The following is a 26,927-nucleotide window of genomic DNA, read 5'->3' on the forward strand; positions in this document are numbered from 1 at the left end:
CATCTTACTTAAATTGTTGACCTGTCTGTTCGGCTCATGCACGTGTTGTGTTCTTGCCGCAGACCCCTGAAAAGGATGATCCGATGATCCCGACCCTTTTGCCCACCTATGCCCGTGCACCGCTCAGCTTTGTCAAAGGCGAAGGCAGCTGGTTGATCGAGGCGGATGGGCGACGTTTTCTGGATCTGGGTGCTGGCATTGCCGTAAACGCGCTGGGGCATGCGCATCCCGCCCTCGTGGCCGCATTGACAGAACAGGCCGGGGCGCTTTGGCACACCTCCAACCTCTATCAGATCCCGAAACAGCAGGAACTGGCGGATAAACTGACCGCGCACAGCTTTGCGGACACCGTGTTTTTCACCAATTCCGGCACGGAAGCCTGCGAGCTGGCCGTGAAGATGGCGCGAAAATACTGGTACGAAAAAGACCAGCCCGAAAAGACCGATATCATCGCCTTCACCGGCTCATTCCACGGTCGGTCATCGGCAGGCATTGCCGCGGCAGGGTCTGAGAAGATGACCAAGGGTTTTGGTCCGTTGCTGCCGGGTTTCGTACATCTGGAGTTCGGCGATCACGAGGCGCTGACGGAGGCGATCACAGAGACGACGGCGGCCATTCTGCTGGAGCCCGTGCAGGGCGAAGGTGGCATCCGCCCGGTGCCCGATCAATGTCTCAAAGGACTGCGCGATCTCTGTGATGAAAAGGGCATTTTGCTGATCCTGGATGAGGTGCAATGCGGTGTCGGTCGAACCGGCAAGCTCTTTGCGCATGAATGGTCCGGCATCACGCCGGATATCATGATGGTGGCCAAGGGCATTGGCGGGGGGTTCCCGCTTGGTGCGGTGTTGGCGACCGAAGACGCGGCAAGCGGCATGACCTTGGGTACCCATGGCTCAACCTACGGGGGCAACCCGCTGGGCTGTGCTGTGGGGGCGGAGGTGATGGATCACGTGACCGATCCTGCGTTTCTGGACAGCGTCAACCGCAAGGCAGGACTTCTGCGGCAAAAGCTCGAAGGGTTGGTGGCCACGCATCCCGATGTCTTCGAGAGCGTGCGCGGGTCGGGCCTGATGCTGGGGCTCAAATGCAAGGCGGCGAATGTCGACGTGGTCCAGGCGGGCTACGACCAGCTGGTGCTGACCGTTCCGGCAGCGGATAACGTCATCCGTCTGTTGCCGCCCCTGACGATTGAAGACGACGAAATCGCGCAGGCGATTGACCGTCTGGACGCCGCTGCCGTGGCCCTTTCCGCAGCCTGACAGTCAAATTCGCCGGGCCCTTTTGTCCACCGGGGTCCGGTGCACGCAAAGTTCAAAGATGAAACGATAAGACATGAACCATTTCCTCGATATTCACCTGACCGATCCATCGGATTTACGGCAGATCATCAGCAGCGCATCAACCATGAAAACGGCCCGTGCCGGGCGCCCGCGCGGGGCGCTGGACGACGATCAGGCGCTCAAGGATCGCATGGTTGCGCTGATCTTCGAAAAACCGTCGACCCGGACGCGTGTCTCATTCGATGTTGGTGTGCGCCAGATGGGCGGGCAAACCATGGTGCTGTCCGGCTCGGACATGCAGCTGGGACACGGTGAAACCATCGCCGACACCGCGCGCGTGCTCAGCCGCTATGTCGATCTGATCATGATCCGGACCTTTGACGAGGCGGTGCTGACCGAGATGGCGGAGTTTGCCACCGTGCCTGTCATCAACGGGCTCACCGATCGGACGCACCCCTGCCAGATCATGGCGGATGTGCTGACCTTTGAAGAGCATCGCGGCCCGATCAAGGGCAAGAAAGTGGTCTGGTCCGGTGATGGCAACAACGTCTGCGCATCGTTTTTGCATGCGGCCGGCCAGTTCGGTTTTGACCTGACCTTTACCGGCCCGCCGACGCTGGACCCCGAGCAGGAGTTCATCGATCTGGCCCGGGCCAAGGGGTCGAAAGTGGAGATCGAACGCGACCCGGCCAAAGCCGTCGCGGGTGCCGATCTGGTGGTGACGGATACCTGGGTGTCGATGCACGATGCGCAGTCCGCGCGGGAACGTCGCCACAATCAGCTGCGCCCCTACCGCGTTGACGAAGCCTTAATGTCCAAGGCCAAGCCCGACGCACTGTTCATGCATTGCCTGCCTGCCCATCGCGATGACGAGGCGACGTCCGAGGTGATGGACGGGCCGCATTCGGTCATCTTTGATGAGGCCGAAAATCGTCTGCATGCGCAGAAGGCCATTCTCCGCTGGTGTCTGGAGGTCTGATCAGGCCTCAGAGATCGCGTAAAATCGCTTTCAACTCCGGTTCCTGCACGCGGGATGCCGCCTCGTCCTGGCTGAACCACCGGCGTTCGCGCTGGTGATCCTCCGGGTAGCTGTCCGCCATGCTCTCCACTTCGGCGATGTACACCTGCGCCTGCACCGGGGTAACATCGCCGCCTGCGCGTTTTTTGTCATAGTCGTAGGTGCCAACCGGATCGGTCTGAATGTCCGCCGATTTGACACCTGCTTCTTCCCAGGCTTCCTGGAGTGCCGCTTCCGGATCTTCCAAACCTTTGATGGGCCACCCTTTCGGTACAATCCAGCGCCCGGTGCCCCGGCTGGTCACCAGCAGCACCTTTTTTCCGGCGCGCGTATGCCGGTAACACACGGCAGCAACCTGTCGCGCGCGCGTAGGTTTGAGGACCAAACGCAGGGCGTCCTCGAAATGGGATTTAACAAATGCAAACATCGTCGTTTTTTATGACCTGCCTTATTTCTAATCACTATATCGATTTTCGCTGAGATTTCAAATCACTGGATGTGTGGATAAGTTTCTCAGCCTGTTCCGGATCGAGAATAGGCAAAAAGTTCAAATTTTCTGTAAACAGGATTACACAAGAAAATTTAATCCAGGGGCCGCTAGATGGGACGTGCCGGATTGCCAACGACGCGCCCGTTTTCGGCGACATCCCGGGTCACAATCGACCCCGCCCCAACGATTGCACCAGCTCCGATAGTAACCCCTGGCATCAGGATCGCGCCACCACCGATCCAGACATCCGCACCCAGCGTCACAGGCAGGGCGCGTTCGATCCCGGCGCTTCTCTTGGCAATATCGCGATGATGGTCCGCACAGTAGATATGCACGTTGGGGCCGAGCATGCTGCGCGCCCCGATCGTTACGGGGGCACTGTCCAGTATCGTGACACCTGCGTTCAGAAAGACGTCGTCCTCCAGCGTGGTGTTGCAGCCATAGGCGGTGTGAAACGGGGCCTCGATCAGGCAGTCCCGCCCGACGGATTTGAGAAGTGCCATAAGCTCCGGCGCCATGCCGCCGCGCTTTTCGGGCGGGCAGGTGTTATGCGCATAAATCGCGCGCCGGGCGTTCATCCGTAATACATCCAGTTCCGGGGTCAGGGCATTGTACCAATCGCCGCTGATCATCTGCTCGTAAGACGTTTGCGTCATGTTCTCACTTTCTCGGTTTGGCCCGCAGGGTCGGATCGGCCTGCGTCGGATCCTCCGGCCAGGGGTGGCGCGGGTACCGCCCGCGCATGTCCTTGCGCACATCTGCGTAGGAGGACGCCCAGAAACCGGGCAGATCTTCGGTGACCTGTATCGGTCGATGCGCAGGCGAGAGCAGCGTGAATTGCACCGGCGTGCCTGCGACCTGCGGATGCTGCGTGACACCAAAAACCTCCTGCAAGCGCAAAGAGATCCGTGGCCGGGTGTCATCATAATCGATGGCGATCCTGCGGCCGAGCGGGGTGGTGAAATGCGAGGGGACGGCGGCCTCCATGCGTTGCGTCTGATCCCAGTTCAGCCGCGCCTGCAAAGCAGGACCAAGATCGAAGAATTTCCAGTCGGCCGCCGTGCGCAGGCCCGCAATATGGGGCAGCAACCAGCTGTCCAACGTCTGCATCAGGTGCGGCTCGGAGAAGTCGGGAAAGCTGTCCTCCGCAGCCTGCATCAAGCGCGCGCGTGCCATGAAACGGCGTGCTTTGGCGTCCGGGGTCAAACCGATCTGTTGCACACCGTCCAGCATGGCACGCGCCACGTCGTCGGCAGGCGCTTCCGTCCAGGCACGGTCTTCCAGGATCAGCGCCCCGAATTTTTCCTGCTGTCGTGCCAGCACGCGCCCGTCACGTCTGGACCACACACAGGACGCATGCCAGCGGATCTGGTCAGGAAAGGTATCGCGCAACTCGGTCTGTGACAGGGCGACCGCCTGACGGATGCGCGCCTCGCGCGGATCGCCATCCAGATCCGTGGCGACCAGCAGCGATACACCGGCCATCGGATCACTCTCGGGCAGCACCGCCCCTTTGCCGCCGGACAGCAGGAACCGAGGTTTCTCGCCAGGCCGCCGCATGCCAACCCGGTCCGGATAGGCAAGAGCGGCCAGCACCCCCGGTGCGTTTGGCCCGGTCGCAGGGGCCTTGGATCTGAGCCTTCTTGCCTCGTCACGAATGCGAGAGAGAGTGGGGCGATGCGGTTCCCAGCTGTGTTTCGCCCCGAAGGCACCGGGGTTTTTGACCGCATCAATGCGCAGTGAAAGATCAACGGGTGCACCACGCAGAACATCGCGTTCAGACAAGATTGCAGCCAGAAGCGGTGCATCACTCCCGCCCAATGTGACCATATGGGCAAGTCGTGGATGTAGAGGTAGGGCCGCCAATGCCTTGCCATGTGCCGTGATCTGAGCTTTTTCGTCCAGAGCACCGAGCATTTTCAGCACCGTCTGCGCCTCTTCAAACCGCCCGGCGTGAGGGTGCGTGACGAACTGCATCTGTTCCGGCGTGCCGCCCCAGAGGGCCAGTTCAAGCGCAAGTCCGGTCAAATCACCCACGTCGATTTCAGCCGGAGGATGGGAAAGCAGGGCGCCTTCCTCGCCTTTCGTCCAGAGCTTGTAGCACACGCCGGGGGCGACACGCCCTGCACGCCCCATCCGCTGTGTGGCCTCCGCGCGCGTCACCCGCGTCGTGATCAATCGTGACATGCCGGAGCCCGGGTCGAATTCGGCCCGCCGCGCGTATCCCGCATCGATCACGATGCGAATGCCTTCGATGGTCAGGGAGGTCTCGGCAATGGAGGTGGCCAGAACCACTTTACGCTCTGACCGCGCCGGTGCGATGGCCTTGCGCTGCTCCTTGAAGGGCATGGCTCCGTAGAGCGGATGCAATGTCGTGTCCGGCGGCAGAGCCCCCTGCAACGCGGCCTGCGTGCGGCGTATCTCCGCTTCGCCGGGCAGAAACACCAGCGCGCTGCCGTCGTCTGTGTCCAAAGCCTGCAGCGTCAAATCGGCAACCGCCCGTTCCAGTCGTTGCGTTTTGGCCACGGGTTTCGTCAGCCAATGCGGGGTCACCTCGAAGGCCCGACCCTCCGATGTGAGGATCGGTGCATCCATCAAGCGGGCGATGGGTGCTGCATCCAGCGTCGCGGACATGGCCACAAGCAGCAGATCGTCGCGTAATGCGTCCGCCACATCCAGACACAGCGCAAGGCCCAGATCCGCGTTGAGCGAGCGTTCGTGAAATTCGTCAAAGATGACTGCGTCGACATCCGGCAGATCGGGCTGTGACTGGATCATGCGGGTCAGGATGCCTTCGGTCACCACCTCAATCCGGGTGGCGCGCGACGTCTTGGCTTCGCCCCGGATGCGATATCCGACAGTGCCACCGACGGCCTCGCCCAGCGTGTCGGCCATCCGTTCGGCTGCTGCACGCGCCGCCAACCTGCGCGGCTCCAGCATGATGATCTTGCCCCGGGCAATGTCAGCCTCCAGCATGGCCAGCGGCATCCGCGTGGTCTTACCCGCGCCAGGCGGGGCTTGCAGCACCAGCCGACCACATGCGCGCAGCTGCGCAATGGCGTCCGGCAGAATGTTGTCGATGGGCAGGGAAAACCGCATGCCTCTGCTTAGCGAAAAGCCCCGGCGCAGCCAAGCTCTGGACATTTAGCAACGGCTGCCGGAAAACCATTTCAGGAAAGAGGGGCAAGGGCCTATGGATATCGCCGATCTGGCAGAGCGTGTCGCACAAGGCGAGCGCCGGGCACTGGCCCGCGCCATCACGTTGGTGGAAAGCGCGCGCGCCGATCACCGGCAGCAGGCGGCGGCTTTGCTGGATGCTCTGCCCAAGGATCGGCAGGCGCTGCGTATCGGTCTCTCGGGCACGCCGGGTGTGGGCAAATCCACCTTCATCGAGAGCTTTGGCATGATGTTGGTGGATCAGGGGTTGAAGGTTGCCGTATTGGCGGTGGATCCGTCCTCGACGCGATCTGGTGGATCCATTCTTGGAGACAAGACCCGGATGGACAGGCTGTCGCGGGTACCAAATGCCTTTATCCGCCCGTCCCCCAGCCAGACCCATCTGGGCGGGGTCGCGCGCCGGTCCCGCGAGGCTGTCGCCCTCTGCGAAGCGGCGGGGTTCGACGTTGTGCTTATCGAGACCGTGGGCGTTGGTCAGTCTGAAACAGTTGTGGCGCAGATGGCGGATATTTTCCTGCTGCTGCTGGCCCCCGCGGGGGGCGATGAGCTGCAGGGCGTCAAACGCGGGATCATGGAGATTGCGGATATCATCTTGATCAACAAGGCGGACGGTGATCTGAAACCTGCCGCGACCCGGACCTGTGCCGACTATGCCGGGGCCTTGCGTTTGTTACGTAAGCGTTCGCAGGACCCCACCGGTTTTCCAAAGGCGATGATGGTCTCGGCGCTGCAGGAACAGGGTCTCAAAGATGTCTGGACCGATCTGACCGGCTTGCGCGACTGGCGCCAGAGCAATGGGTTCTGGGAGGCGACGCGGGCGGATCAGGCGCGGTATTGGTTCGAACAGGACGTCAGGAATGCGCTTTTGTCTCAGCTGGAGACGGCGCCTGCCAAGGCACGCCTGGCCATGCTGAGCCAAGATGTGGAGACTGGCGCAAAAACCCCCGCAGCCGCCGCAGAAGAGTTTCTGGCGGATCTACGCAAAGCCGATGCATCAAATCGGTGAATTCCGCGCCCCTTCGGGTTGACCGGAGGGATGATTCCCACTAAAACCAGCAAACGAATTTCCGGGGCGTGGCCTGAGGCTGCCCCCTTTTGTCGTTTACCGGACCGCCGGGACGGCTCAGATAAAAGGATAAACCCATGTCGCGCGTTTGCGAATTGACCGGAAAAGGCCCGATGACTGGCAACAATGTCAGCCACGCCAACAACAAAACCCGCCGGCGTTTTCTGCCGAACCTGAACGATGTGTCCCTGCAGTCCGAAGCACTGGGCCGTGCGTTCAAGTTCCGCATTTCAGCTGCAGCCCTGCGCACGGTTGACCACCGCGGTGGTCTGGACAAGTTCCTGGCGAAAGCCAAGGACAGCGAGCTGTCGCCCAACGCGCTGAAAGTGAAGAAGGCAATCGCCAAGTCGTCCGATACGGCAGAAGCGCTGAGCTGATCACAGCCGGTTTTTGAATGTAGGGAAACCCTGCCCGGATCGGGCGGGGTTTTGTCGTTTCAGCCCTTCAACAGTTCCGAGACCCAGAGCGGCAGGGTCTGGCTGGCCGGTCCGATGCGGATATCGTCGAATTGGCTGCCGACCAGCGAGGGTTCGAGGTTGAATTCAACGGTATGTGCGCCTGACCTGCGGGCCTCGGCCACAAAACCTGCGGCGGGATAGACGTTGCCGGAGGTGCCGATGCTGGCAAAGACATCCGCGCCTGCCAGATGATCGAAAATCTCATCCATGTCGTAGGGCATCTCGCCAAACCAGACGATATCGGGGCGGGCTGTCGGCGCCTGACACGCGGGGCAGGTGTCGCCCGGTGCCATGGCCAGCGGCGCGGGCCAGCGATGATCGCATGCGGCGCAGAGCGCGCTTTTGAGCGCGCCGTGCATGTGCATCACTTTCCTGCTGCCTGCTTTTTCGTGCAGGTCATCCACATTCTGCGTGATCACGACAACCTCGCCGCTGAAGGCCTCCTCCAACTCGGCCAGCGCGATATGGCCTGCGTTGGGTGCGGCCTCCGCTGCCTGCGCGCGCCGCGCATTGTAGAAATCAACCACAAGCTTTGGATCACGGGCGAAGCCTTCTGGCGTGGCCACATCTTCGATCCGGTGCTGTGCCCAAAGTCCGCCTTCGGCCCGAAATGTACCCAGACCGCTTTCCGCGGAAATGCCTGCACCGGTAAGGATTACGATTTTCTGCATGGGCCTGCCTCCTGATATCTTGACCCATAGATGCCGCGCCCGTGCACCGGTGTCAAAGTGCGGGCGTCAGGCTTCCAGAACCTGCAAGTGACCAGACAGGAAAGACAGCTCGGCAAGGGCGGGATCAATCATGTGGGTCTTGATCAACCGCCGCATCGTTTGCGCCACGTTCAATGGCACATCGTCCGCCCAGTCTTCGCTTGCAAAGAGTGATATCTGCCGGGAAAACGGCGACCCGGGCAGGGGGTAAGCGACCAAATCGCCGTGAAACCGATGTGCACGCATGTACCCTAGAGGCGTTGTGATCGTCCAGCCAATGCCGCGCGCGACCATGGCCATCAGCGCCAGATGGCTGCCGATTTCGAAGCGTTCGGGGTGATCGCCCATATGTCCTGCAAGATGCGCTTCGATCTGGTGGCGGATCAACTGATCCGCGTCGTAGCGCAGGAAGGGCAAGCCATCCGGTGCAGGCAGTGCGTTTTCAGCCACCTTGGTTCCCTTGGGCGCCACCAGCATGAAGGGATCCCGCGCCAGCGGATGTTCAATGACCCCCTCCAATGGCCGGCCCGTACTGGCGGAAATTGCCAGGTGCAGGCGCTTTTCCACCATCGCCAGTGCCAGATCATTGCTGGAGGCGGTAATCATCTTGAACTGGCAGCCGGTGAGACTGTCGGCGAGGATCGTTGCCAACCGCGGCGTCAGGCTGTCGTCGAAATCATCGATGATGCCGATGCTGAGGGCGCGGAGATGAGCGAGGTCCATCACGGTTAACTCACTTTGCGCCAACCGCAACTCAGCCAGTGCGGCCTCGGCCCGGTGCAGGAAAAGCGTGCCGGCGGGGGTCAGGCGCATCGGTCTGCGCCCGTGATCGATGAGGTCCGTGCTAAGAGCCGCCTCAAGGTTGCGCAGTTGTTGGCTGACGGCAGGTTGACTGAGACCCGTGCGCGCGGCGGCCTGCGCGACCGAACCGGTGCTGGCCAGGGCCTCGAAAACCTCCAGCCCGCGCAATGTGATCCCCTTCATCATGTCGAACACCCTTCGCGCAGTTTCGGGTTTCTTGAGTGTATTCATGCCATGCGTCAAGAAATATTGAGCACTCACATGCTCTACATGTCGAATTTTCAAAGATATCGGCGCAGCCATGGGCACTTGCAGCGGGGCAGGATTTGCCGGAGGGTAGGGCGCCAACACCACAGGGACTTTCCAACGTGATCATTGCCACAGCTGCTTACCCGCTCGATTTCCTGACGTCCTGGGCGCAATATGAGGACAAGATTTCCGCCTGGGTGTTCGAGGCGGCGCAGGCGGGCGCGAAACTGGCGATTTTTCCTGAGTATGGTGCGATGGAACTGGCCACGCTTGGCGGCGAGGCCGCCGCCGGTGATCTGGAACGATCGCTCTACGCTGTCTCTGACAGATTGCCCGAGGCGGACGTCCTGCACGGCAAACTGGCGGCTGCGCATGACATCCACATTCTGGCGGCATCGGGACCGGCGGCCACTGCAACACGCCCGGTTAACCGCGCGCGTCTCTTTGCACCCGGCGGTCAGATCGGGATGCAGGACAAGCAGATCATGACACGATTCGAGCGCGACATCTGGGGCGTAATCGGCGGCGGACCGCTGCAAATCTTTGATACGGCCATCGGCAAAATCGGCATACTGATCTGTTATGACAGTGAATTTCCGTTGTTAGGCCGGGCATTGGCGGACTGTGACATCATCCTTGTGCCGTCCTGCACCGAGGCATTGTCCGGGTACTGGCGCGTGCGCATTGGGGCGATGGCCCGCGCACTGGAGAGCCAATGCGTCAGCGTCATGGCCTCGCTGGTGGGAGAGGCACCCTGGTCGGAGGCCGTGGATATCTCGACCGGGACAGGGGGTGCCTTTGGCCCGCCGGATACAGGCTTTCCAGCCAATGGGGTCTTGGCCGTGGGCGAAATAGGGGTTCCGGGCTGGACCTATGCAGAGGTGGATTTGCAGGCCATCGCCCATGTGCGGGCAGATGGCGTTGTGCTCGGGCGCACCCACTGGGCCGAGCAGATTGGCCGGGACGCTGCGGCGCCAATTGTGACCTTGCGCTGAATCCCCCTTGAAAACAGCTTCGAATGCGCGCATTTAAGCGGCGTCCACAAATGGGTGGGCGTGCAATGAAGGAGAAACCATGGCCAAGGAAGATACGCTCGAATTTCCCGGTGTCGTGAAGGAACTCCTGCCAAATGCGACATTTCGGGTCGAGCTTGAAAACGGCCATGAGATCATCGCACATACGGCAGGCAAGATGCGCAAGAACCGCATCCGCGTTCTGGCTGGCGACAAGGTGCAGGTTGAGATGACCCCCTACGATCTGACAAAGGGTCGGATCAACTACCGTTTCAAGTAACCCCTTGTTTATTCTGGGGTCTGGAAGTCCGCGCCGCAAGGAATTGTTGGCGCAAATCGGCGTTGTGCCGGATGATATTCGTGCGCCGGACATTGACGAGGACCCGTTGAAGGGCGAATTGCCGCGCCCCTATTGCCGTCGGATCACCCGCGCGAAGGTGGCGGCTGTCACGGCGGAAGCTGATAATGTCGTACTCTGCGCGGATACTACGGTGGCACTGGGCCGCCGCATTCTGGGAAAACCGGCTGACGCAGCGGAGGCGGCGGCTTTTCTGCGCCTGTTGTCGGGCCGTCGGCACCGGGTGATCACCGCCGTGGCAGTGCGGCGGGGCGAGGAGATCTGGGAAAAGGATGTGGTCAGCACGGTGCGCATGAAATCTCTGTCAGATGAAGAGTTGAATTCCTATCTGGCGACGCAGGACTGGCGCGGCAAGGCAGGGGGTTACGGCATTCAGGGGCCCGCAGGGGCGTTGATCCCCTGGATCAGTGGCTCCTTCACCGGCATCGTTGGATTGCCCTTGGCGGAAACGGCGAACCTGCTCAGGGCCGCCGGACATCCTGTGTTGCAGGCCCCTTCATGAAGGGCCGGAGTATCATTCTCGATCATATAGGCGACCGCGAGGCCGCCGCCCTCATGGTTGATGGTCAGCTTGAAGATATCCTGATCGATACCGATGCGCCGCGTCCCGGGACCGTGTACCGCGCGATTGCCGACCGGCCCGTAAAAGGGCAGGGGGGCATGTTCCTGAAAACACCTGACGGGTCTGCCTTTCTGCGGCAGATCAAGGGGTTGGCGCCGGGGCAGCCCATTCTGGTGCAGGTCACGGGCTATGCCGAACCGGGCAAGGCCTTGCCGGTCACCCAGAAACTGCTCTTCAAAAGCCGTTACGCGATTGTCACGCCCGGCGCGCCGGGGATCAATATCAGCCGCCAGATCAAGGATGAGGCCGAACGCGACCGGCTTCTGGAAATTGCGCATGACGCCCTGTCGGATCAACCCACGGGCCTGATCCTGCGGTCCTCCTGTGACGGCGCGCCGGTCGACGCGATTGCGGAAGACATCGCGCAAATGGCCGAGCTCGCGGCACGTATCCTGGCGGATGAAAGTCAGGAGATGGAGGTGCTCGCCGAAGGCGATGGTCCGCATCTCTTGGCTTGGCGCGACTGGGTGGCGCCAGCCGAGGTCGTGACCGATGCAGGTGGGTTCGAGACCCACGGCGTGCTGGATGCCCTGGAAACGGTGCGCGGCACGGAGGTTTCTCTGGGCTCTGGCGCGCGCCTCTACGTTGAGCCGACCCGCGCTCTGGTTGCCGTCGATGTCAACACGGGTTCGGATGCGTCGCTGGCCGCAGGGATCAAGGCCAATATGGCCTGTGCCAAGGCTCTGCCGCGCGCGCTGCGCCTGCGCGGTCTGGGGGGTCAGATCGTGCTCGACCTCGCTCCCATGCCCAAGAAAGATCGCCGCAGCTTCGAGACGGCGCTGCGCCAAGGCTTTCGAAGGGACGATATCGAAACGGCGCTGGTTGGCTGGACACCGCTGGGCCATTTTGAACTCCAGCGCAAACGCGCGCGCCTGCCATTGAGCGAGGTTCTGACATGAGCTGCCCGATTTGCGGCAATGCAACGGTGCCTGAGATGCGTCCGTTCTGCTCCAAGCGCTGCGCGGATCGTGATCTGGCGCGCTGGTTCAATGGTAGCTACGCGGTACCCTCGACGGACCCGGAAGACATCGAAGAACTCGATGAGGCGCTGGAAGAAGCCGCACGCGACCAGCGTGGTCCTGAAAAACCGCACTAGCTCCAGACAGGTAAGGTGGGCTTCAGGCCACCTTTGTTCACAGGTCGAAGGTGGGTAACTGATCGAAGGCCGTGCGCAAGGCATCGCCCCATCCGGTTGAAATGCTCTGATAGACGGCGTCATCCTGCTCGATCCGGCGGTCCAGCAGCGGCGCGTAGGCGTCATTCTCATAGACCATCAGATCGAAAGGAGGCGCGACAGAGAGGTTGGAGCGCACGGTGGAATCGAAGGAGACCAGCAACAGCTTCACGGCATCTTCAAAGCGCATATGCGGCTCGTAGACGCGCACCAGAATGGGGCGCCCGTACTTCGTCTCGCCAATCTGGAAAAACGGCGTCTCCGACGTCACCTCGATGAAATTCCCTTCCGGGTAGATCATGAACATGGTGGGCGCGCCGCCCTTGATCTGTCCGCCCACGATCACGGTGGCCTGAAACGCGGCATCCCCCGTCTGACCCACGGGCGCACTCTGGGCGATGACCTCTTTCAACGTCGATCCGACCATGCGCGCGACCTGAAACATCGACGGCGCACGCAGGATCGACGGATCGCGGTCCCCCACAGCCTTTACCCGCTCTTCGATCAGGCTGACCAGCGCCTGCGTGGTGGCCAGATTGCCGGCCGTCATCAGCGTGATCAACCGCTCGCCCGGCACGCCCCACTGAAACATCTTGCGCGTTTTTGAAAAGTTGTCGACGCCCGCGTTGGTGCGGGTGTCGGACATGAACACAAGGCCGCGATCCAGGCGCAGGCCCACACAATAGGTCATGAAGATTTCCAGTCGTCAGGCAGTCTTTCAGGGCAGAGGCTTACTGCTGTATCTGCAGCGACACAATCATCGATTCATTGGCGGCCCCCAAACGCAGGCCTGAAATCGGGGCGGCGTGGCTATAATCCAACCCCGTGGCCAGCCGGACATACCGCGCATCCGGGCTGATCCCGTTGGAGATGTCAAAACCGACCCAGCCCAGCTCGTCCACATGCGCCTCCGCCCAGGCGTGGCTGGCGTCCTGATCCACCCGGTCGTCCATCATCAGATAACCCGAAACATAGCGCGCGGGCACCCCGGCGGCGCGCGCGGCGGCAACGAAAATCTGGGCATGGTCCTGGCACACACCGCTGCCCCCCATCACGGCTTCTTCGGCAGAAGTGGCCGCGTAGGTCTCGCCAATCCGGTAAGGTACAGCCATCAGGATTGATGAAGAGAGAGCATGCAGAGCCGAAAGCGGGTCAGGCGCTGCTGCCAGCTGTCCCGCCAGGGCCTTGATGCCGGGGCCAGCCTCGGTCAGCGGCGTGAACTGCTTGAAATACCACAGGGGCGCAGGCCCATAGACCTTGCCCAAGACGCCCGCGGTGTCCGTGGTTTCCACCTCACCCGCGGCCGTGATCGCCACCTCTTGCGCGTCTTGGTCGACACTGACCAAATGCACCTGCGCGCCATTGTGATCCCGATATTCCGTCTCGATCTTGCCGCCCGCGACGTTTAGATCCCAGGTGTGCACCTCCTGTTGAGCCGTGCGCGGCGGTGTCAACCGTACCTGCTGCAGCGCATAATCCACCGGACTGTCATAGCTGTAGCGCGTCGTGTGGTTGATTTTCAGTCGCACCTGATGCCTGTCCTATCCAATGAAGCGGAAGTCTTTTTCAATCTGTGCCCCCAGCGCGTTGTTGTCGCGGATGAACTCCGTGATCATCTCATGCAGCCCGTGGTCAAAGACCGTATTGATATCCAGCGTCTTCAACTGTCGCCCCAGTTTGTCCGCCAGATCGTGGCAGGGATGGCGTGTCTCATATTCCTGCTCCAGATAGCGCAGGTTTTCCGTTGTCTGTTTCACGCAGAAGGCCAGCGAGCGGGGCAGGCGTTTGTCGAAAATCAGGAAGTCCGCGATGGCCGTTGCCGTCATGTCCTGCTCGTCCAGCCAGCGAAAACAGCGATGTGCCGAGACCGACCGCAGGATCATTTCCCACTGCACATTATCCAGCGACGACCCGACAGCCGAGGCCGAGGGCAGCAGCGTATAATATTTGACATCAATGATCCGCGCCGTGTTGTCCGCCCGTTCCACGAAGGTGCCGATGCGCGCAAAGTCGTAGATGTCATTGCGCAGCATCGTGCCGTGAAGGGCCCCGCGCACCAATGCGCTCTGCTTACGGATCAGCGCGAGTGCCGCGGGCAGATCGACTGTTGTCACCGGTTTGGCCAGCAGATCGCGCAGGGTCATCCAGTTATCGTTCACCGCCTCCCACACTTCGGTCGTCAGTGCGGTGCGCACCAGTCGTGCGTTGTCGCGCGCGGATTTGGTGCCGGCAATCACGCTGGAGGGGTTGTCGGTGTCCCGCAGCAGCCAGTCCATGACCAGCGTGTCACTGTAACTGTCGTATTTTTTCTCATACCCAAGACCGGTGCCGGAGGTGATAACCACGGATTTCCACTCCGACTCAGCATCAGACGACCGGGTGAGCGCCATGCGGAAACCGGCTTCGAGGAGACGGGCGGTATTTTCACTCCGCTCCAGGAACCGGAACATCCAATAGAGGCCGCCTGCTGTTTTCCCAAGCATATCAGTCCTCCAGCACCCAGGTGTCTTTTGTGCCGCCACCCTGGCTGGAGTTCACGACCAGCGACCCTTCGGTCAGCGCCACCCGGGTCAGCCCGCCTGGCGTGATATTGACGCCCTGAGGGGAGACGAGCACGAAAGGGCGCAAATCCACATGGCGTGGGGCAAGCCCCTGATCGACAAATATGGGAACAGTTGAGAGCGACAAGGTCGGCTGTGCAATGTAGTTGCCCGGTCTCGCCTCGAGCTTTTTGCGGAAGTCGGCAATTTCCTTTTTACTCGCCGCGGGGCCCACCAGCATCCCATAGCCGCCAGAGCCATGTACCTCCTTGACCACCAGCTCGGCGAGGTTGTCCAGCACATATTGCAACGCTTCGGGCTCCGCGCAGCGATGCGTTTCCACGTTCTTCAGGATTGCCTTTTCCCCGGTGTAGAACTCGACAATCTCCGGCATATACGAATAAATGGCCTTGTCATCCGCGATCCCGGCACCCGGTGCATTGGCAATCGTGATGCCGCCCGCGCGGTAGACATCCATGATGCCAGGAACGCCAAGCATGCTGTCGGGATTGAAACTCAGCGGGTCCAGAAAATCGTCGTCGATGCGCCGGTAAAGCACATCAATCACGCGGTAGCCTTTGGTGGTGCGCATGGCGATCCGCCCGTCGACCACCCGCAGATCATGCCCTTCGACCAGTTCTGCCCCCATCTGATCGGCCAGAAAGGAATGCTCGAAATAGGCGGAGTTGTGGATGCCCGGGGTCAGAACCGCCACCGTCGGTTTGCCGGAACAAGCCTGCGGCGCGCATGCCGACAGGGACCGGCGCAGGTTCTTGGGATAATCGCTCACCGGCTGGACGCGGATTTGCGAAAAAAGCTCCGGGAACATCTGCAGCATCGTTTCCCGGTTCTCCAGCATGTAGGAGACGCCGGAAGGTGTGCGGGCATTGTCCTCCAACACGAAGAAATCGCCTTCGCCGGTGCGCACGATATCGGTGCCGACGATATGGGTGTAGACTTTACCGGGCGGGGTAAAGCCCATCATCTGCGGCACGAAAGCTTCATTGTGCGCGATGAGCTCCTTTGGTACGCGCCCGGCCCGCAGGATTTCCTGCCGGTTATAGATGTCCCAGATGAAAGCGTTGATCGCGCGCACCCGCTGATCAATACCTTTCGACAGTTTTGCCCACTCCCGATGTGACAAGATGCGCGGCACCAGATCAAAGGGGATCAGACGTTCCTGGGCTTCTGATTGTCCATAGACGTTGAAAGTGATCCCGGTCCTGCGAAAGAAGGCTTCGGCTTCTTCCGCTTTGGATTCGAGCCGTGCCGGATCCTGGCATTTGAACCAGGCGTCGTAGGCCGCGTAGGGAGGGGTTACAGATCCGTCGGGGCGGATCATCTCGTCGAAGCTCTTTGCATTCGTTGTCATCCCGCCATGATACCGGTCTAACGCAGAGGCACAACCAATTCGCGGCAAGAGCTTAATAACCTTGGAGAAATGCAGAGGTACGCCTGTTTTTTGAGCGATTTCCCTCTGCGAGTGAACCGCCGTCCATCTGCTTGCCTGAATGTGATAGCGGGTCTTTCTGGTGAGCGTCGCTGGCAAATGTAACCTCCGGATAGCTCCACAGACAGAAGCCGCTTGCACTGGCGATGCCATTGAGCAGAGCATTTGGCAAAAAGGCACTGGACACCCTTGAAGCAAACTCCTAGAACCCGCTCACCCAGCCAAGCTTTGGCAGCCCGTGCCCGGGTAGCTCAGGGGTAGAGCAGTGGATTGAAAATCCTCGTGTCGGTGGTTCGATTCCGCCCCCGGGCACCACTATCGAAAAATTATCAAATAAGATCAGACGCTTAGGCGGAAAAATTGTCCCGCTTTTGGGCTAAACTTTTGAAAGTGGGACACAAGAAGGGTTTCGGCTTGGCATCGGCAAACGCACGAAGTTTTTCATTTGATAGCGTATTTGGTCTTTGGATTTGATTTATTGATTAGTTTAGGAAGGCATTGAGTTGTCAGAAGCGCGAGAAGCATTCATCAATCAGCAAGGCTTGGTGGAACAACTTGTTGATATCCATGAAAGCCTGCAAACTGGACGCGGAAGACGACACAGGCAGGACGCCTTACATCGTTCAGGGGTCGTTTTGACCGTCGCTGCGTGGCAGTCATACGTCGAAAAGGTGATCGCAGAAGCTTTTCACTTGGTTTCGGATCATATGACCGATCCGGCTAGTGCCACCCCAACTTGGGCAATTCAGAGCTTCAACTTGCGTAAGGCGCAGGCAAAGACATTGATCAAGAGATTCAACACCCCAGACGATGTTCGAGTTCGGGATGTTTTTCAGGACACCATGGGGTTCAATCCCTGGGGGTCTTGGGAATGGCGTCAAGGACCAAGACAGTGGGATGCGCCTGAGATTAGACGAAGGACCAATGGCTGGGTGCGAGTGCGCCACTCAGTAGCCCATGGTTTTGATCTTCCCGACGACTTGGATTGGCTAAAGGGTGAGAATGGTGAAGCTCGGTTGACCCTCGGCCTGCTAAATGAGTGTAGGAAGCACTTCGCGCATTTGGTCGGGATAACAGACGATAGCTTTGGCGCTTTCCTCAGTAACTCGTTCGGCATCCAAGATTTTGCCTAAATACGGGTAGGGAGGATCAGCCATGTCTGACACACGCACAACCATTCGCAACATCGACCAAACGCTCTACCGCCGTGCACGAGTCCTGGCGGTGGAGAATGACATTCCCGTGGGCGAACTCATCAACCACAGTCTGGAACTCTTCATGAATGAGGCTGAATTTGTGGATGTGGAAACTAAGGAAGCCACAAACCTAGCTGTGGCATAGTCACACGCAATCGGAGGGATTTCCTATTTGTCTTGGCCGAGAGAGCTAGACCATCGGTTAGGCCGACCAACGGGTCTTTCTCCGATAGAGGTTTGGGATATCTAAGGGAGGTAGCCCAAGCTCTCGCCGGATCGCGTTTCGCTTCCATAGGCGTTCGAGAATGGCCTGCTTGGTTTGTCCCTGGCCATTGGTCATGCGCCTATCTTCACTGCGCCTTATTGGTCAGCAGAGCCTGTCCGTGTGATCGACAGGTTGCGGAAATCCACCACCGAAGTCCTGTTCCCTACCGTGCTGCCGGAGCGATAAACGCCGAACCGCAGGTAAAGGCGGTGTTGCGCGGGGACCCGCAATGAGGCAGCCCACTACATCGGTGTCAGTCCGACTACCTTCGACCGTCTTGTCCAGCAAAAGGTTATGCCCCAGCCGATCAAGGCGTTCTCCCGCGCGATCTGGGACCTCAAAGCACTTGATGACGCTTTCGAGGTCTATGCCCTCTCAGATGAAGAAAACCCCTGGAACTGAGGGGGGGTATCGATGAGCATTTCACTCCCTTACGGGCCATAGGACTTCCAAAGAGGTCATTCGCTACACACGGGCGGCGAAGCAAAAAACCCGCGCGGTAAACGCGGCGGGCAAAATCAGCCCGACCTCCCCGCGAACTTCTGAGAGCAACTATGATGGAAAGGACCAATCAAAATGAATTTCTACCACTTCACCAACATCACGAACCTTCCGGCGCTCATTGTATCCGTTTTCCCAGGGTGATCCTGGGTAGATCTGCATCGGTTGGATGCCGACGCGTCTGAGCCAGTCCTGAAGCGGTGCAGCGATGAACTCTGGGCCATTGTCTGAACGAATATACTCGGGCTTGCCGTGCTTCATCAGCAGTCGGTGCAGAACGTCCAGAACATCACCTGCATTCATCTTGGGGCGCACCGCCACGCAGAGCGCCTCACGGGTATATTCATCGAGCACCGTGAGCATCAGGGCCACTTCATGCGGAATCGAGCCGGAGGCATAAGCTGGAGGAACCCCCACGTGCGGGGCGCTGGCCCACTCGTTGAGCAAGAGAGACATGTCTCCTTCGAAGATGACTGATGGTACCAATGAGAATTTGCGAGCGGCACCCATTGACAGCTAGCTTCGCCCGCACCAGCGATCTCCGGCGGTCCACGGTTTTGGTATTCGCAGCGAATAGCAGCTTTGGTTGGCCGCGCTGCGGCAGCGCCAGTCGCGGTCGAACGGCGGCAATGGGCCATTGCTTTCAGTTTGCGTTCAGCCCATGTGCTCTTGCGCCGAGCTTTTGTTTCCAGAAGGTTTCACGGGCGATGATGTCCGCTGTCGCCATGTCGGGCGAGGCGATCTCAAGAACGGAAACCGTGTAGTCCCGGTGCCTGCCTTCGCGCAGCAGGACGTTGCCGCCATGGCCGTTGGCAAGATAGCTGCGCCAGCGCCCCATGAACCCATCAGCGCCCGATGCTGATCCGACATACTGCTCGCCCTGATCGGTCACCAGAAGATAGATGCCCCTGACACTTTCCAGCGCACCTATCCACGATTGGGGAAAGGTCGGAATGTCGCTGATCCGCGCCCGAATTTCGGAAAACCCGGGAAACGCCGGTTCCTTGGCGTGCAGGCGGAGTTCAAGGATTTCCTTTGGCTGCTTGTTCGCCCACTGCGACCATGCCCGGGTGCCTGTCCCCCATCGGATCAGGATGCGTTCAGCGTATTCCTGTCCGGCTTCCAGCCACTCAAGATCGAAGGCTTCAAGATTCTGACGCCCGAATTCAGTTTGGATGACGTCCGGGTCCAGAAGGGCGGGCATGCGCACCTCATCCCAATCCCATCGGTCGGTGATGCGGGTGGTGCCGAGGAACAGGGCCGTGGCGTCGCCGTCTGGCAGGCTGGGCGCGGGGAGGAAGTGGCAGACGACATCAGTACCGCGATATGGAGAGTTTTCGCGGGTTTGAAAGCTGGCGAAGCATCCAAATGCCAACGCACCGCCGCGACGCCAAGCGGCGGCACCGCGCTGGTCATGCCGCAGCAGGCGTATCTGGGCCGGGTTCATATCAAGTTTGCGCAGAAAGTCATTGAAATCGAACATGCCGCTATTGTTGCCTGATGCCCGCCCAGTGTGAAAGGTGTTGATTGGCGGAGATTGGTGTTGCGCGGGTCCGGGCCGGAAGAGTTGGTCAACCAATTTCTGTGCAATATTTAATTCAGTTCAGGAAAGTGGTCCGCAGTTTGCCCCAATGCGGATGTGGCTTGGTGCCCAGTTTCTATACTTTTCCGTTTCGACATTTGACTAAACCGGACAAAACGCGGAAATCGCACCCGAAACAGGGTTTTGTATGGTTTTGTCAAATGTCGAAGCGAGCAAAGACCAAGTCCTAGGACCTGCCCCTCATCGCATTTTGTTCACCAGTGGATTGACGGCATAGGCTTTCGACGGCCTGCCCGGGCCAGTGCTTTTGATCGGAGCAATCCAGTCCGCACTGATCAGAACATCAATCGCCGGATGGATTTCCTTGGCTGATGTGAGCCCGCGCTGTCCCCGTTTTTGGATTTCCCGGGTGGTGATTTTCGTGAGCCCATCGTTCAGGATCATCTCCGCGATCTTGCGCGCGCCCTTCACTTCTGGCGGCGCACCAGCAGCGCCATACGTGCGATACGCGTGCAGTCGGTAGTGGTCGCCCACCAAGAGGCAGGCGCAGTCCAGATGGCCGCTGTCGAGGTCGGTGACAGCAGGACACTCCGGGTCCACGGCGTAGTCCAGCAGTGCCAACACACCCGCCATTCTGACCGTCAATCCGGGCAACTTGCCGATGTGGCTCTTCAGCTTGCCATCCACCTCCTTTTCCCATGCGCAGCATTGTTCCCGGAAGGCGAACAACCTGTCCTGTGCTTCTTCATTGAGGTTCAGATACACCGGCGTCAGTATACCGTCTTCTGACGTTGCAAGCTGTAGATCGAACAGTCGTTTGAGTGCTTTCAGAATGAAGTCCTTGTCGATAGCTTCCGCACGTCTCTTCAACGGGGCCTCCGCTGGATAGACGGTCAGCAAGCGTGCCAGCAACCCATCGTCTTCAGAATGCAGAAGTGAGCTGTCCAACCTGTCTGGCTGTATGCCGCCTATCACCGAGATGCACAGACGATCAATAATTATCGGATCAGGATTGTTTTTACGATCCACCGAGTAGGATCGCCCACCATTGGCTTGAAGCCAAAATGGCCGATCTCCCCCACCGTTGTATCTGCTCATGCTTTGCAGCCATCCGGCCAGTTCATCATCAACGAGCAAGAGGCCGCGCGGGTTCTGGCTGGATAGCTCAGCCGTCTTTTCAATGGTGACATCGCCAATCCTGATACGCTTGCGATGGGGGAGATCAGGTTTTTCGGCGCTGGCCGGTTTGTCCGGCGGGTCAGTGTCACGGGCAAAGGCCTTCTTGGCCTTGGCCTCCCATGCGTCATGGCTGAGCTTGGCAAGCTCGCTTTCATGATCCCACTTCTTCAGTTCAGCTTTGTACTGGGCGGTCAGGTCTTCTTCGATGTTGGTCAAAGGATGCAGGACAGCTTCCACTGCAGGGCTTTTCCCGGAGCTGGGGTCGCCAACCAACATCACCCAAAGCGCCAATGGTTCCGACCAATCCGGTGCTGGTCTTACCCACCGGGCATTCAGGCGACACTTTTCTGGATTAGCAGGACAGGACTTCTATCAAGCGGCTCAACTGACATCCCGCAGCTCCGGTGACCAGAACTGGCCCCCCGTTTCAAGCAGCCTGTCATGCAGATCGGTCTTGCTCATCGGCTTGCCGAAGTAGAAACCTTGCAGATAATCACAGCCCATCTCGCTCACGATGCGGGCGTGCTCGTCGGACTCGACGCCTTCGGCCACAACCCGCATGCCGAGACTCTTTCCGATACCGATTATGGATGCCGTCAGCGACCTCGCGCCCGCATCCTCGACAACAGGTTGGATGAAATGGCGGTCGATCTTCAGGATCGCAGGCCTGATTTGCAGCAACCCTTGCACCGATGCGTGCCCAGTTCCGAAATCGTCCAGTGCAATCGTCACGCCCAACTCGTCCAGCTCGTCGATGGTCCACCGAACCACATCGCCGATGCGGTCCAGATAGACAGACTCCAAAATCTCCACCGTCAGCCGTTTTGAATCGATGCCCGAGCTCTTGATGTCATGGATGAAGGTTGGATCTGCCAGCCTGGCTGCGGAGACATTCACCGCAACGCGTGGCAGATCAACGCCCGCTTCGTCAAAATATGACAAAGCCCCGGACAAGCCTGCAAACACGATTTCGTCAATCCTCTTGAGAATCCCGAGGTGCGCAGCGGTATCGAGAAATGCAGCTGGCGCGAGGATACCCTTGGTGGGATGAGGCCACCTGACCAGTGCTTCGGCGCACACGATCCTTCCGGTCTGCGCATCAATCAGGGGCTGAAAATATGAAACAAACTCACGTCTTTCGCAGGCCAGCAGGAGATCCGATGCCAGTTGCTTGGTTGCAATGGATTCAGCATGCATCTCTTCCGTAAAAAATGACCACCGCCCCCGTCCTTGCGATTTCGCATGATAGAGCGCCGCGTCGGAATCTGCGACGACCTGCTCTGGAACCTCCATTTTGGCATTGGCAATGGCAACACCGACGCTTGCGCTGCAGGCAGTTGATTTGCCGTCGAATGAAAAAGGCGCCTGCATCCTCTGCACAATCTCGTCCGCGAGACTGCTGACATTGAGGGCGCTTGTGCCGAGCGGCTTGAGAATGACAAACTCGTCGCCGCCAAGACGCGCGACCAGATCGGTCTCATCGGTCAGGTCCCGCAGCATATGGGCGACGGAAACCAGCAGCCGGTCGCCCGCATCGTGACCAAGCGTGTCGTTAACAAATTTGAACCGGTCAAGATCGATGTAGAGCACCGCGAATTCTGTTCCGTGCGCCTTGAGATTCCCAATCCAGGTTTTCAATTCAACCTCAAAGTGCCGCCGGTTTGAAAGACCGGTCAGGGCGTCTTCATTCGCGTCCTTGGCCACCGACCTTGCCAGTTCGTGCAGGCGCGCGTTTTCTTTCTCCAACCGGTGAACTTTTGCGATTGTTTTCGCATAGCCTTCCTGATCCACTATCGTCGACTGATCGCTCTGCACCACGGCGGGTGTGATGCGTTCTTCCTCAAGTTCAATGATCGAGCAGAGCCACCAATGGTCCCCTGTCTCTGGATCGGATAGGTGTGTCCAGCCCATGCGCTGCAGATAATTTTCACCGTTTTTGCGGTTGTTTAGGCCTTTGGTCGAAAAATTCTCCCAATTCATCAGCTTTTCGATGATGTAGAGGTGAACGCCCTGCTCCAGATCCGGGCCAATCAAAATGGTTCCGCGTTGACCAAGAACCTCGTCAGCGCCATAACCAGTGATCCTGGTGAAGGCCTTGTTGCACCATTGAAATTCCATAATGGCGCCGTCGTCACTCGACGCCAAAGCAAGTGCCAACCCTTCGGCGCACTTGTCGTTGATTTGATTGAGTATTCGAGCAGGAACCACAAGCAAGCTTTACATTTTTTCATGGTTACATAGCTGCCAAACGACTAAGAAGGTTTAAGCAAGAACAATGTGAGAACTTTTTTTATAGAAAAGTGGAACAAAAAATGGGCGCTCAGGTCACTTGGCGCTTCATGATCCGTTCGCCTTCCAACGAGCAAGTGCGCGCTGCGACGCGATGTGGATCTGGGCGGACGACGGCGGCTATGGCGTTGGCCTCGGGATTTCTGGCTTTGGGCAAGCGTGTGATGGTGATGGATTGCAGCAGCCAGGCTTGCAGTCACCTTAAGTGTCACGACCCTTCCACCTTACAGACGTGGCTGACGGCAATGGAGGCTTGCCGGTTTCGGTCGCCTCAACTGGAGTTGGCCGAATGTCCGACATAGAGGTGTGTTTTGTCGACGTTGGAATGGCCCTACCGCTTGGCGGGCGAACAACAATTTTCGTCATCATTTTACCTCCGCAAGAGCTTATGCTGCCAGTACTTTTCATAGAGCTGATCAAGCCGCAGCAGTTTCATTGACACTTCGAACTAACGAGATGATTTGAGCTGATTGAATTGAATCAAAAAGTCCATTTATTCCCAAGTCATCTAAGTCAGTACACGGACTTTCATAGAAGCTTTTGGGGTCGACTACGCCACTCTCGCATAGGCTGTTGATGATCAGCTTGATGAATTCCATTTGGTTCGCTGAAAGCCGGTTGGCCGCCGCAAAATCGCTGAACACAGCTTTCGCCGCCGCTCGATCAAGTCCCGTCAGGGATCGCAGAAATACCCCGAGGCCGCCTTCGTTCTGCAACCCATCAAGGACTTCGTGGTCGGCAAACTGTATACCTTTATCGGAATGGCAAGTGGGAACCACACCGAAAGTCGCTGCTTAGCAACGACTCTGACATTCAGCAAAACTTTCGCGATTACTGTTCAGTGGCTCATATTTGTGCTGCGCTCGTGTCGTTTCCCAACGAAGCTTCTTGGCCAATGCCTTTTGAACCGAACCCTGAAGCACACGGTCGATTTGTATCTACAGTCATTGCCATGCAAAGCTACCTTCAGAACGCCACCACCTTCAACAAGTGGGGCCTCCAAGAGCTTATCGTGCCGGAAAGGTTCGACTTTGACCGCTTTCCGCCGTTTGTTTCCATGTAGGACCGCGCTCTTGCATTCCATTGAGTACCGTTGCCCCCGGGGGGGGGCAAATACACAAAGACACCCCCCCCGGGGTCCCTTGACCTGACTTATGCCACTCGCACAGACAAGAGTTGAGTTTTTGCAGTTTGGATTTTTTGTGATTGTCAATTAGGGAACTTCATCTTCCCCAAGGAACTTGAAGCACCCGAATTTGCAAACTCAACCTATGCGGTAGTTGTGTCCCATGACAAACCATGAGGCACACAAGTGAAATATCTATCATTCAAAGAACTACAGAAAAAACTGGGTGGCAGGGGCCGCACCACAATCTACCGCGACGTGGGATTGGGGAGACTGCCTGAGCCCATGAAAATCGGGGGGCGGCTCTACTGGGTTGAGGTCGATGTCGATCATTTTCTTGCATCAGGAAAAAACGGAGGTCAGCGCTAATGAAGATTCCAAGAATCAATCCGCGTGATCTCGTCCACAAATTAGGCGGCTTTTGGGATCGGGACGAAGGATTTTCTGCATGTCCACGCTGCCAACCGGGACAGCCTTTGGGCTGCGATCAATTGCGTGTGACAGTTTGCCAGCCTCGCGCAGGGTTCGACGTGACCTGCGAGAACGAAGGATGTCATCCCACGGATATCCTCGCTGAGATTGCAAAAATCCTGCCGAACGGCAAGCTCAAAACAAAAATCATCCATCTGATGGCCATCGAAAGGTGGGAACAAGAACAAGCCTCTTTCAATATTGCACGGGATCACTGGTCCAAGGCAGTACCATTGGCAGGGACGCTTGGCGAAAACTACTTTCGTTCAATCGGCATAACGGCATGCCTTCCCTCGTCATTGAGGTGGGAGCAGAAGGCTTGGCCAGGCCCCGATGGGTTTGGCGAGCACGCGATTCTGGCTGAATTACTCCCGAACGGCGGTATTTACAGTCAACCTTTCACGGTCCGCGCGGGTCAATTGCACAAACAAGCACCCTTTTTATGCGGTCCAACTTCTGGCTGCGCAGTGCGGCTGTCCAAACCTAATGGCCCTCTGGTCGTCTGCCACGGCATTGAATCCGGACTGAGCTTGAACAGCGGTATTTTGCGCGGACCACATGAGGTTTGGGCTGCTCTTTCAAATTTGCAATTCGAGCATTTTGAATTGCCTGCTGTGCCCAGTCATTTGATTGTAGCTGCAGATGGCACCGAGCAAATTCACGCAGCGGCTGCCTCTCTTGCCAGTCGGGCTGGTGATGTGGGCTGGGAGGTGTCGTTGATGGCCGCACAGGACGGCAAGACTTGGAACGATGTCCTGCGTGAGCGGACAAGCTGATGTCGGGAGCACCAGAACGCGAAAGCGCTGTTGCGCAGAGACTTGCATGGCTAGAGCCCGACAGGACCATTCTGCGGCCAGAAAGGCCTCCGGCACCAGTGCTGAGTGACGCGCAGTTCAACGAGGTTTTTGGCGGCTGTGCGGACTGGATACGCAAAGCCGCCGCTGCGAAGAGTGCGCCAGTCGATTTTGTCGCCGGGGCGCTGCTGGCAACAATCAGCGGTCTTGTCGGCAAGCCTGAGGCGGCATCTCGTGTGCGCCCAGTGTTCTTGAAACGGATTGGGACCGCCAGGGTGGTCAGTAGAGATTTCCGATTTCAAGGCCAGCCGCCCTATGCAGCAGCCGTCACAGCCAGGTCAATTGCGCGAGAAAGAGCTTCGTCCGCTGAGTATGTGGGGGCGGCGGCAGAGCAAACCTGTCTGCGGCCTGGACCGATTTCATAGACACAAGACACATAGGCACCATCCGCAATTGCGGAAGCGCATGGTATCCATCTTCCTCCAGGACCTTCGACGGCGTTTCCGATACACACGTTCACGGAGCCCGGAGGAGGGCAAGACACTAAAGAAGATGCGTCAAGAAGTCTGTCAATGCTCATAAACATGCCTTTCCACATGCTATATCTCGGTCAGATCCGCCCAAAATATGGCTGGGCTTCTATGGCTGTCTTCTGAATGCCACATTTCAGGAAGCTGAGAGAAGCAGTGCGGAGGCTACGGATGCCCCTACAAATTTCATTTAAACTCAAAAGTACAAATAAATATTTAAAAACAATGTATTGAAGGTGAATTTTGGATGGAGATGAGTTTCGCTAAATTCTATCAATCTTTCTTACTTTGGCCGCTTTTATCTTGGTTGCTGCTGAGACTGAATACCAATCATGGAATGCGCAGGGAGCCCGGTAACCCACCTCCCGGAAACGCAAAGAAGGCTGCTGTGCAATAGGTAAATTCTGGTCACTTGCTTGGTGTGAGCCGTCCTTTAGAGCGGGTGCGATGCTGGGAGGCAGTCAAGCTGCGTTGCCAAATCATTTCCTTGCAAGGTGTTGGCTTTTTAGGAAAAAAACAGGCGTGGATAGATCTGTGCTAAAACGAAAACACATCTTTTTTCCAGCGCACTGCACGCATAGATTGAGCCAGCGACCCAGGCGATTTTTTGTTTTCGAGCATCAAAGT

General features: G+C 58.4%; 27 protein-coding genes and 1 tRNA gene. 14 read left to right on the plus strand and 14 right to left on the minus strand.

The annotated features are described in order from the left end of the window. Positions 1-83: 83 nt before the first annotated feature. Positions 84-1,259, plus strand: coding sequence for an aspartate aminotransferase family protein (locus ISX84_RS17535; protein ID WP_195821683.1), 1,176 nt, complete (start codon positions 84-86; stop codon positions 1,257-1,259). Between the two features lie 73 nt (positions 1,260-1,332). Further along, a complete protein-coding gene (gene argF, locus ISX84_RS17540) occupies positions 1,333-2,259 on the plus strand; it encodes an ornithine carbamoyltransferase (protein ID WP_195821684.1) in 927 nt (308 codons plus the stop codon). A 7-nt stretch (positions 2,260-2,266) separates the two neighbouring features. On the opposite strand, the gene ISX84_RS17545 is transcribed toward argF, so the two are convergent. From ISX84_RS17545 to hrpB, 3 genes are all read right to left on the minus strand, one after another. Beyond that, entirely contained in the window at positions 2,267-2,725 is a 459-nt protein-coding gene (locus ISX84_RS17545; protein WP_195821685.1) for an NUDIX hydrolase, read from the minus strand. Between the two features lie 170 nt (positions 2,726-2,895). Then, entirely contained in the window at positions 2,896-3,444 is a 549-nt protein-coding gene (locus ISX84_RS17550) for a sugar O-acetyltransferase (protein WP_195821686.1), read from the minus strand. Positions 3,445-3,448: 4 nt separating this feature from the next. Beyond that, positions 3,449-5,887: an ATP-dependent helicase HrpB gene (gene hrpB / locus ISX84_RS17555; RefSeq protein ID WP_195821687.1), complete on the minus strand. Its 2,439-nt coding sequence runs from the start codon at positions 5,885-5,887 to the stop codon at positions 3,449-3,451. A 94-nt stretch (positions 5,888-5,981) separates the two neighbouring features. Between hrpB and meaB the strand changes: the two genes are divergently transcribed. Both meaB and rpmB read left to right on the plus strand, forming a co-directional pair. Then, positions 5,982-6,971 (plus strand): methylmalonyl Co-A mutase-associated GTPase MeaB, encoded by a 990-nt coding sequence (gene meaB, locus ISX84_RS17560; RefSeq protein ID WP_195821688.1) that lies wholly within the window; start codon positions 5,982-5,984, stop codon positions 6,969-6,971. A 137-nt stretch (positions 6,972-7,108) separates the two neighbouring features. Beyond that, on the plus strand, positions 7,109-7,408 hold the full coding sequence (gene rpmB / locus ISX84_RS17565; protein ID WP_195821689.1) for a 50S ribosomal protein L28: 300 nt from the start codon (positions 7,109-7,111) through the stop codon (positions 7,406-7,408). 59 nt (positions 7,409-7,467) lie between these two features. Here rpmB and ISX84_RS17570 read toward each other — a convergent pair whose 3' ends face one another. Both ISX84_RS17570 and ISX84_RS17575 read right to left on the minus strand, forming a co-directional pair. Then, complete coding sequence (locus tag ISX84_RS17570) at positions 7,468-8,160, minus strand: NAD-dependent deacylase (protein ID WP_195821690.1); 693 nt, start codon at positions 8,158-8,160, stop codon at positions 7,468-7,470. 66 nt (positions 8,161-8,226) lie between these two features. Beyond that, on the minus strand, positions 8,227-9,231 hold the full coding sequence (locus ISX84_RS17575) for a LysR family transcriptional regulator (RefSeq protein ID WP_229884384.1): 1,005 nt from the start codon (positions 9,229-9,231) through the stop codon (positions 8,227-8,229). Between the two features lie 137 nt (positions 9,232-9,368). Here ISX84_RS17575 and ISX84_RS17580 point away from each other — a divergent pair, with 137 nt between their 5' ends. The 5 genes from ISX84_RS17580 to ISX84_RS17600 all read left to right on the plus strand — a co-directional run bounded on the left by ISX84_RS17580 (position 9,369) and on the right by ISX84_RS17600 (position 12,338). Continuing rightward, entirely contained in the window at positions 9,369-10,244 is an 876-nt protein-coding gene (locus ISX84_RS17580) for a carbon-nitrogen hydrolase family protein (RefSeq protein WP_195821691.1), read from the plus strand. 79 nt (positions 10,245-10,323) lie between these two features. After that, the gene (gene infA, locus ISX84_RS17585) at positions 10,324-10,542 is read left to right on the plus strand and encodes a translation initiation factor IF-1 (RefSeq protein ID WP_005978431.1); all 219 of its coding nucleotides are present in this window, start codon (positions 10,324-10,326) and stop codon (positions 10,540-10,542) included. A gap of 4 nt (positions 10,543-10,546) precedes the next feature. After that, on the plus strand, positions 10,547-11,122 hold the full coding sequence (locus ISX84_RS17590; protein ID WP_195821692.1) for a Maf family protein: 576 nt from the start codon (positions 10,547-10,549) through the stop codon (positions 11,120-11,122). After that, positions 11,119-12,141 (plus strand): ribonuclease E/G, encoded by a 1,023-nt coding sequence (locus tag ISX84_RS17595; protein ID WP_195821693.1) that lies wholly within the window; start codon positions 11,119-11,121, stop codon positions 12,139-12,141. Before ISX84_RS17590 ends, ISX84_RS17595 begins: the two co-directional genes overlap by 4 nt. Beyond that, positions 12,138-12,338, plus strand: coding sequence for a DNA gyrase inhibitor YacG (locus ISX84_RS17600; protein WP_195821694.1), 201 nt, complete (start codon positions 12,138-12,140; stop codon positions 12,336-12,338). Before ISX84_RS17595 ends, ISX84_RS17600 begins: the two co-directional genes overlap by 4 nt. Positions 12,339-12,375: 37 nt before the next feature. On the opposite strand, the gene ISX84_RS17605 is transcribed toward ISX84_RS17600, so the two are convergent. The 4 genes from ISX84_RS17605 to ISX84_RS17620 are packed head-to-tail and all read right to left on the minus strand — an operon-like array spanning position 12,376 to position 16,328. After that, the gene (locus tag ISX84_RS17605; RefSeq protein WP_195821695.1) at positions 12,376-13,107 is read right to left on the minus strand and encodes a proteasome-type protease; all 732 of its coding nucleotides are present in this window, start codon (positions 13,105-13,107) and stop codon (positions 12,376-12,378) included. 40 nt (positions 13,108-13,147) lie between these two features. Then, on the minus strand, positions 13,148-13,945 hold the full coding sequence (locus ISX84_RS17610; protein ID WP_195821696.1) for a transglutaminase family protein: 798 nt from the start codon (positions 13,943-13,945) through the stop codon (positions 13,148-13,150). Between the two features lie 12 nt (positions 13,946-13,957). Continuing rightward, positions 13,958-14,899, minus strand: a complete 942-nt coding sequence (locus ISX84_RS17615) for an alpha-E domain-containing protein (RefSeq protein WP_195821697.1) — start codon at positions 14,897-14,899, stop codon at positions 13,958-13,960. A gap of 1 nt (position 14,900) precedes the next feature. Next, positions 14,901-16,328 carry a circularly permuted type 2 ATP-grasp protein gene (locus ISX84_RS17620; RefSeq protein WP_195821698.1) on the minus strand — a complete coding sequence of 476 codons (1,428 nt, stop codon included), beginning with the start codon at positions 16,326-16,328 and terminating at the stop codon, positions 14,901-14,903. Between the two features lie 318 nt (positions 16,329-16,646). Between ISX84_RS17620 and ISX84_RS17625 the strand changes: the two genes are divergently transcribed. From ISX84_RS17625 to ISX84_RS17635, 3 genes are all read left to right on the plus strand, one after another. Beyond that, positions 16,647-16,721: transfer RNA gene (locus ISX84_RS17625), tRNA-Phe, on the plus strand. Positions 16,722-16,909: 188 nt separating this feature from the next. Continuing rightward, on the plus strand, positions 16,910-17,539 hold the full coding sequence (locus ISX84_RS17630; protein WP_195821699.1) for a HEPN domain-containing protein: 630 nt from the start codon (positions 16,910-16,912) through the stop codon (positions 17,537-17,539). Positions 17,540-17,561: 22 nt separating this feature from the next. After that, entirely contained in the window at positions 17,562-17,747 is a 186-nt protein-coding gene (locus ISX84_RS17635) for a hypothetical protein (protein WP_195821700.1), read from the plus strand. 672 nt (positions 17,748-18,419) lie between these two features. On the opposite strand, the gene ISX84_RS17640 is transcribed toward ISX84_RS17635, so the two are convergent. The 4 genes from ISX84_RS17640 to ISX84_RS17655 form a co-directional block, all read right to left on the minus strand. Continuing rightward, positions 18,420-18,824, minus strand: coding sequence for a DDE-type integrase/transposase/recombinase (locus ISX84_RS17640; protein WP_195821701.1), 405 nt, complete (start codon positions 18,822-18,824; stop codon positions 18,420-18,422). A gap of 187 nt (positions 18,825-19,011) precedes the next feature. Next, positions 19,012-19,851, minus strand: coding sequence for a GIY-YIG nuclease family protein (locus ISX84_RS17645; RefSeq protein WP_195821702.1), 840 nt, complete (start codon positions 19,849-19,851; stop codon positions 19,012-19,014). A gap of 300 nt (positions 19,852-20,151) precedes the next feature. Continuing rightward, positions 20,152-21,426: a DUF3987 domain-containing protein gene (locus tag ISX84_RS17650; protein WP_268247503.1), complete on the minus strand. Its 1,275-nt coding sequence runs from the start codon at positions 21,424-21,426 to the stop codon at positions 20,152-20,154. A gap of 45 nt (positions 21,427-21,471) precedes the next feature. Then, complete coding sequence (locus tag ISX84_RS17655) at positions 21,472-23,298, minus strand: sensor domain-containing protein (protein ID WP_195821814.1); 1,827 nt, start codon at positions 23,296-23,298, stop codon at positions 21,472-21,474. Between the two features lie 370 nt (positions 23,299-23,668). On the opposite strand from ISX84_RS17655, the gene ISX84_RS17665 reads away from it, so the two are divergent. Then, complete coding sequence (locus ISX84_RS17665) at positions 23,669-23,818, plus strand: hypothetical protein (RefSeq protein ID WP_195821823.1); 150 nt, start codon at positions 23,669-23,671, stop codon at positions 23,816-23,818. Here ISX84_RS17665 and ISX84_RS17670 read toward each other — a convergent pair. Then, positions 23,796-24,158: a type I restriction-modification enzyme R subunit C-terminal domain-containing protein gene (locus tag ISX84_RS17670; protein WP_195821705.1), complete on the minus strand. Its 363-nt coding sequence runs from the start codon at positions 24,156-24,158 to the stop codon at positions 23,796-23,798. The two genes, ISX84_RS17665 and ISX84_RS17670, sit on opposite strands and share 23 nt — an antisense overlap. Before the next feature lie 715 nt (positions 24,159-24,873). Between ISX84_RS17670 and ISX84_RS17680 the strand changes: the two genes are divergently transcribed. Next, on the plus strand, positions 24,874-25,752 hold the full coding sequence (locus tag ISX84_RS17680; protein WP_195821707.1) for a toprim domain-containing protein: 879 nt from the start codon (positions 24,874-24,876) through the stop codon (positions 25,750-25,752). The last annotated feature ends 1,175 nt before the right edge of the window (positions 25,753-26,927 follow it).

This window comes from Roseobacter sp. MH60115 (assembly GCF_015644665.1).
GTDB lineage: Bacteria > Pseudomonadota > Alphaproteobacteria > Rhodobacterales > Rhodobacteraceae > Roseobacter.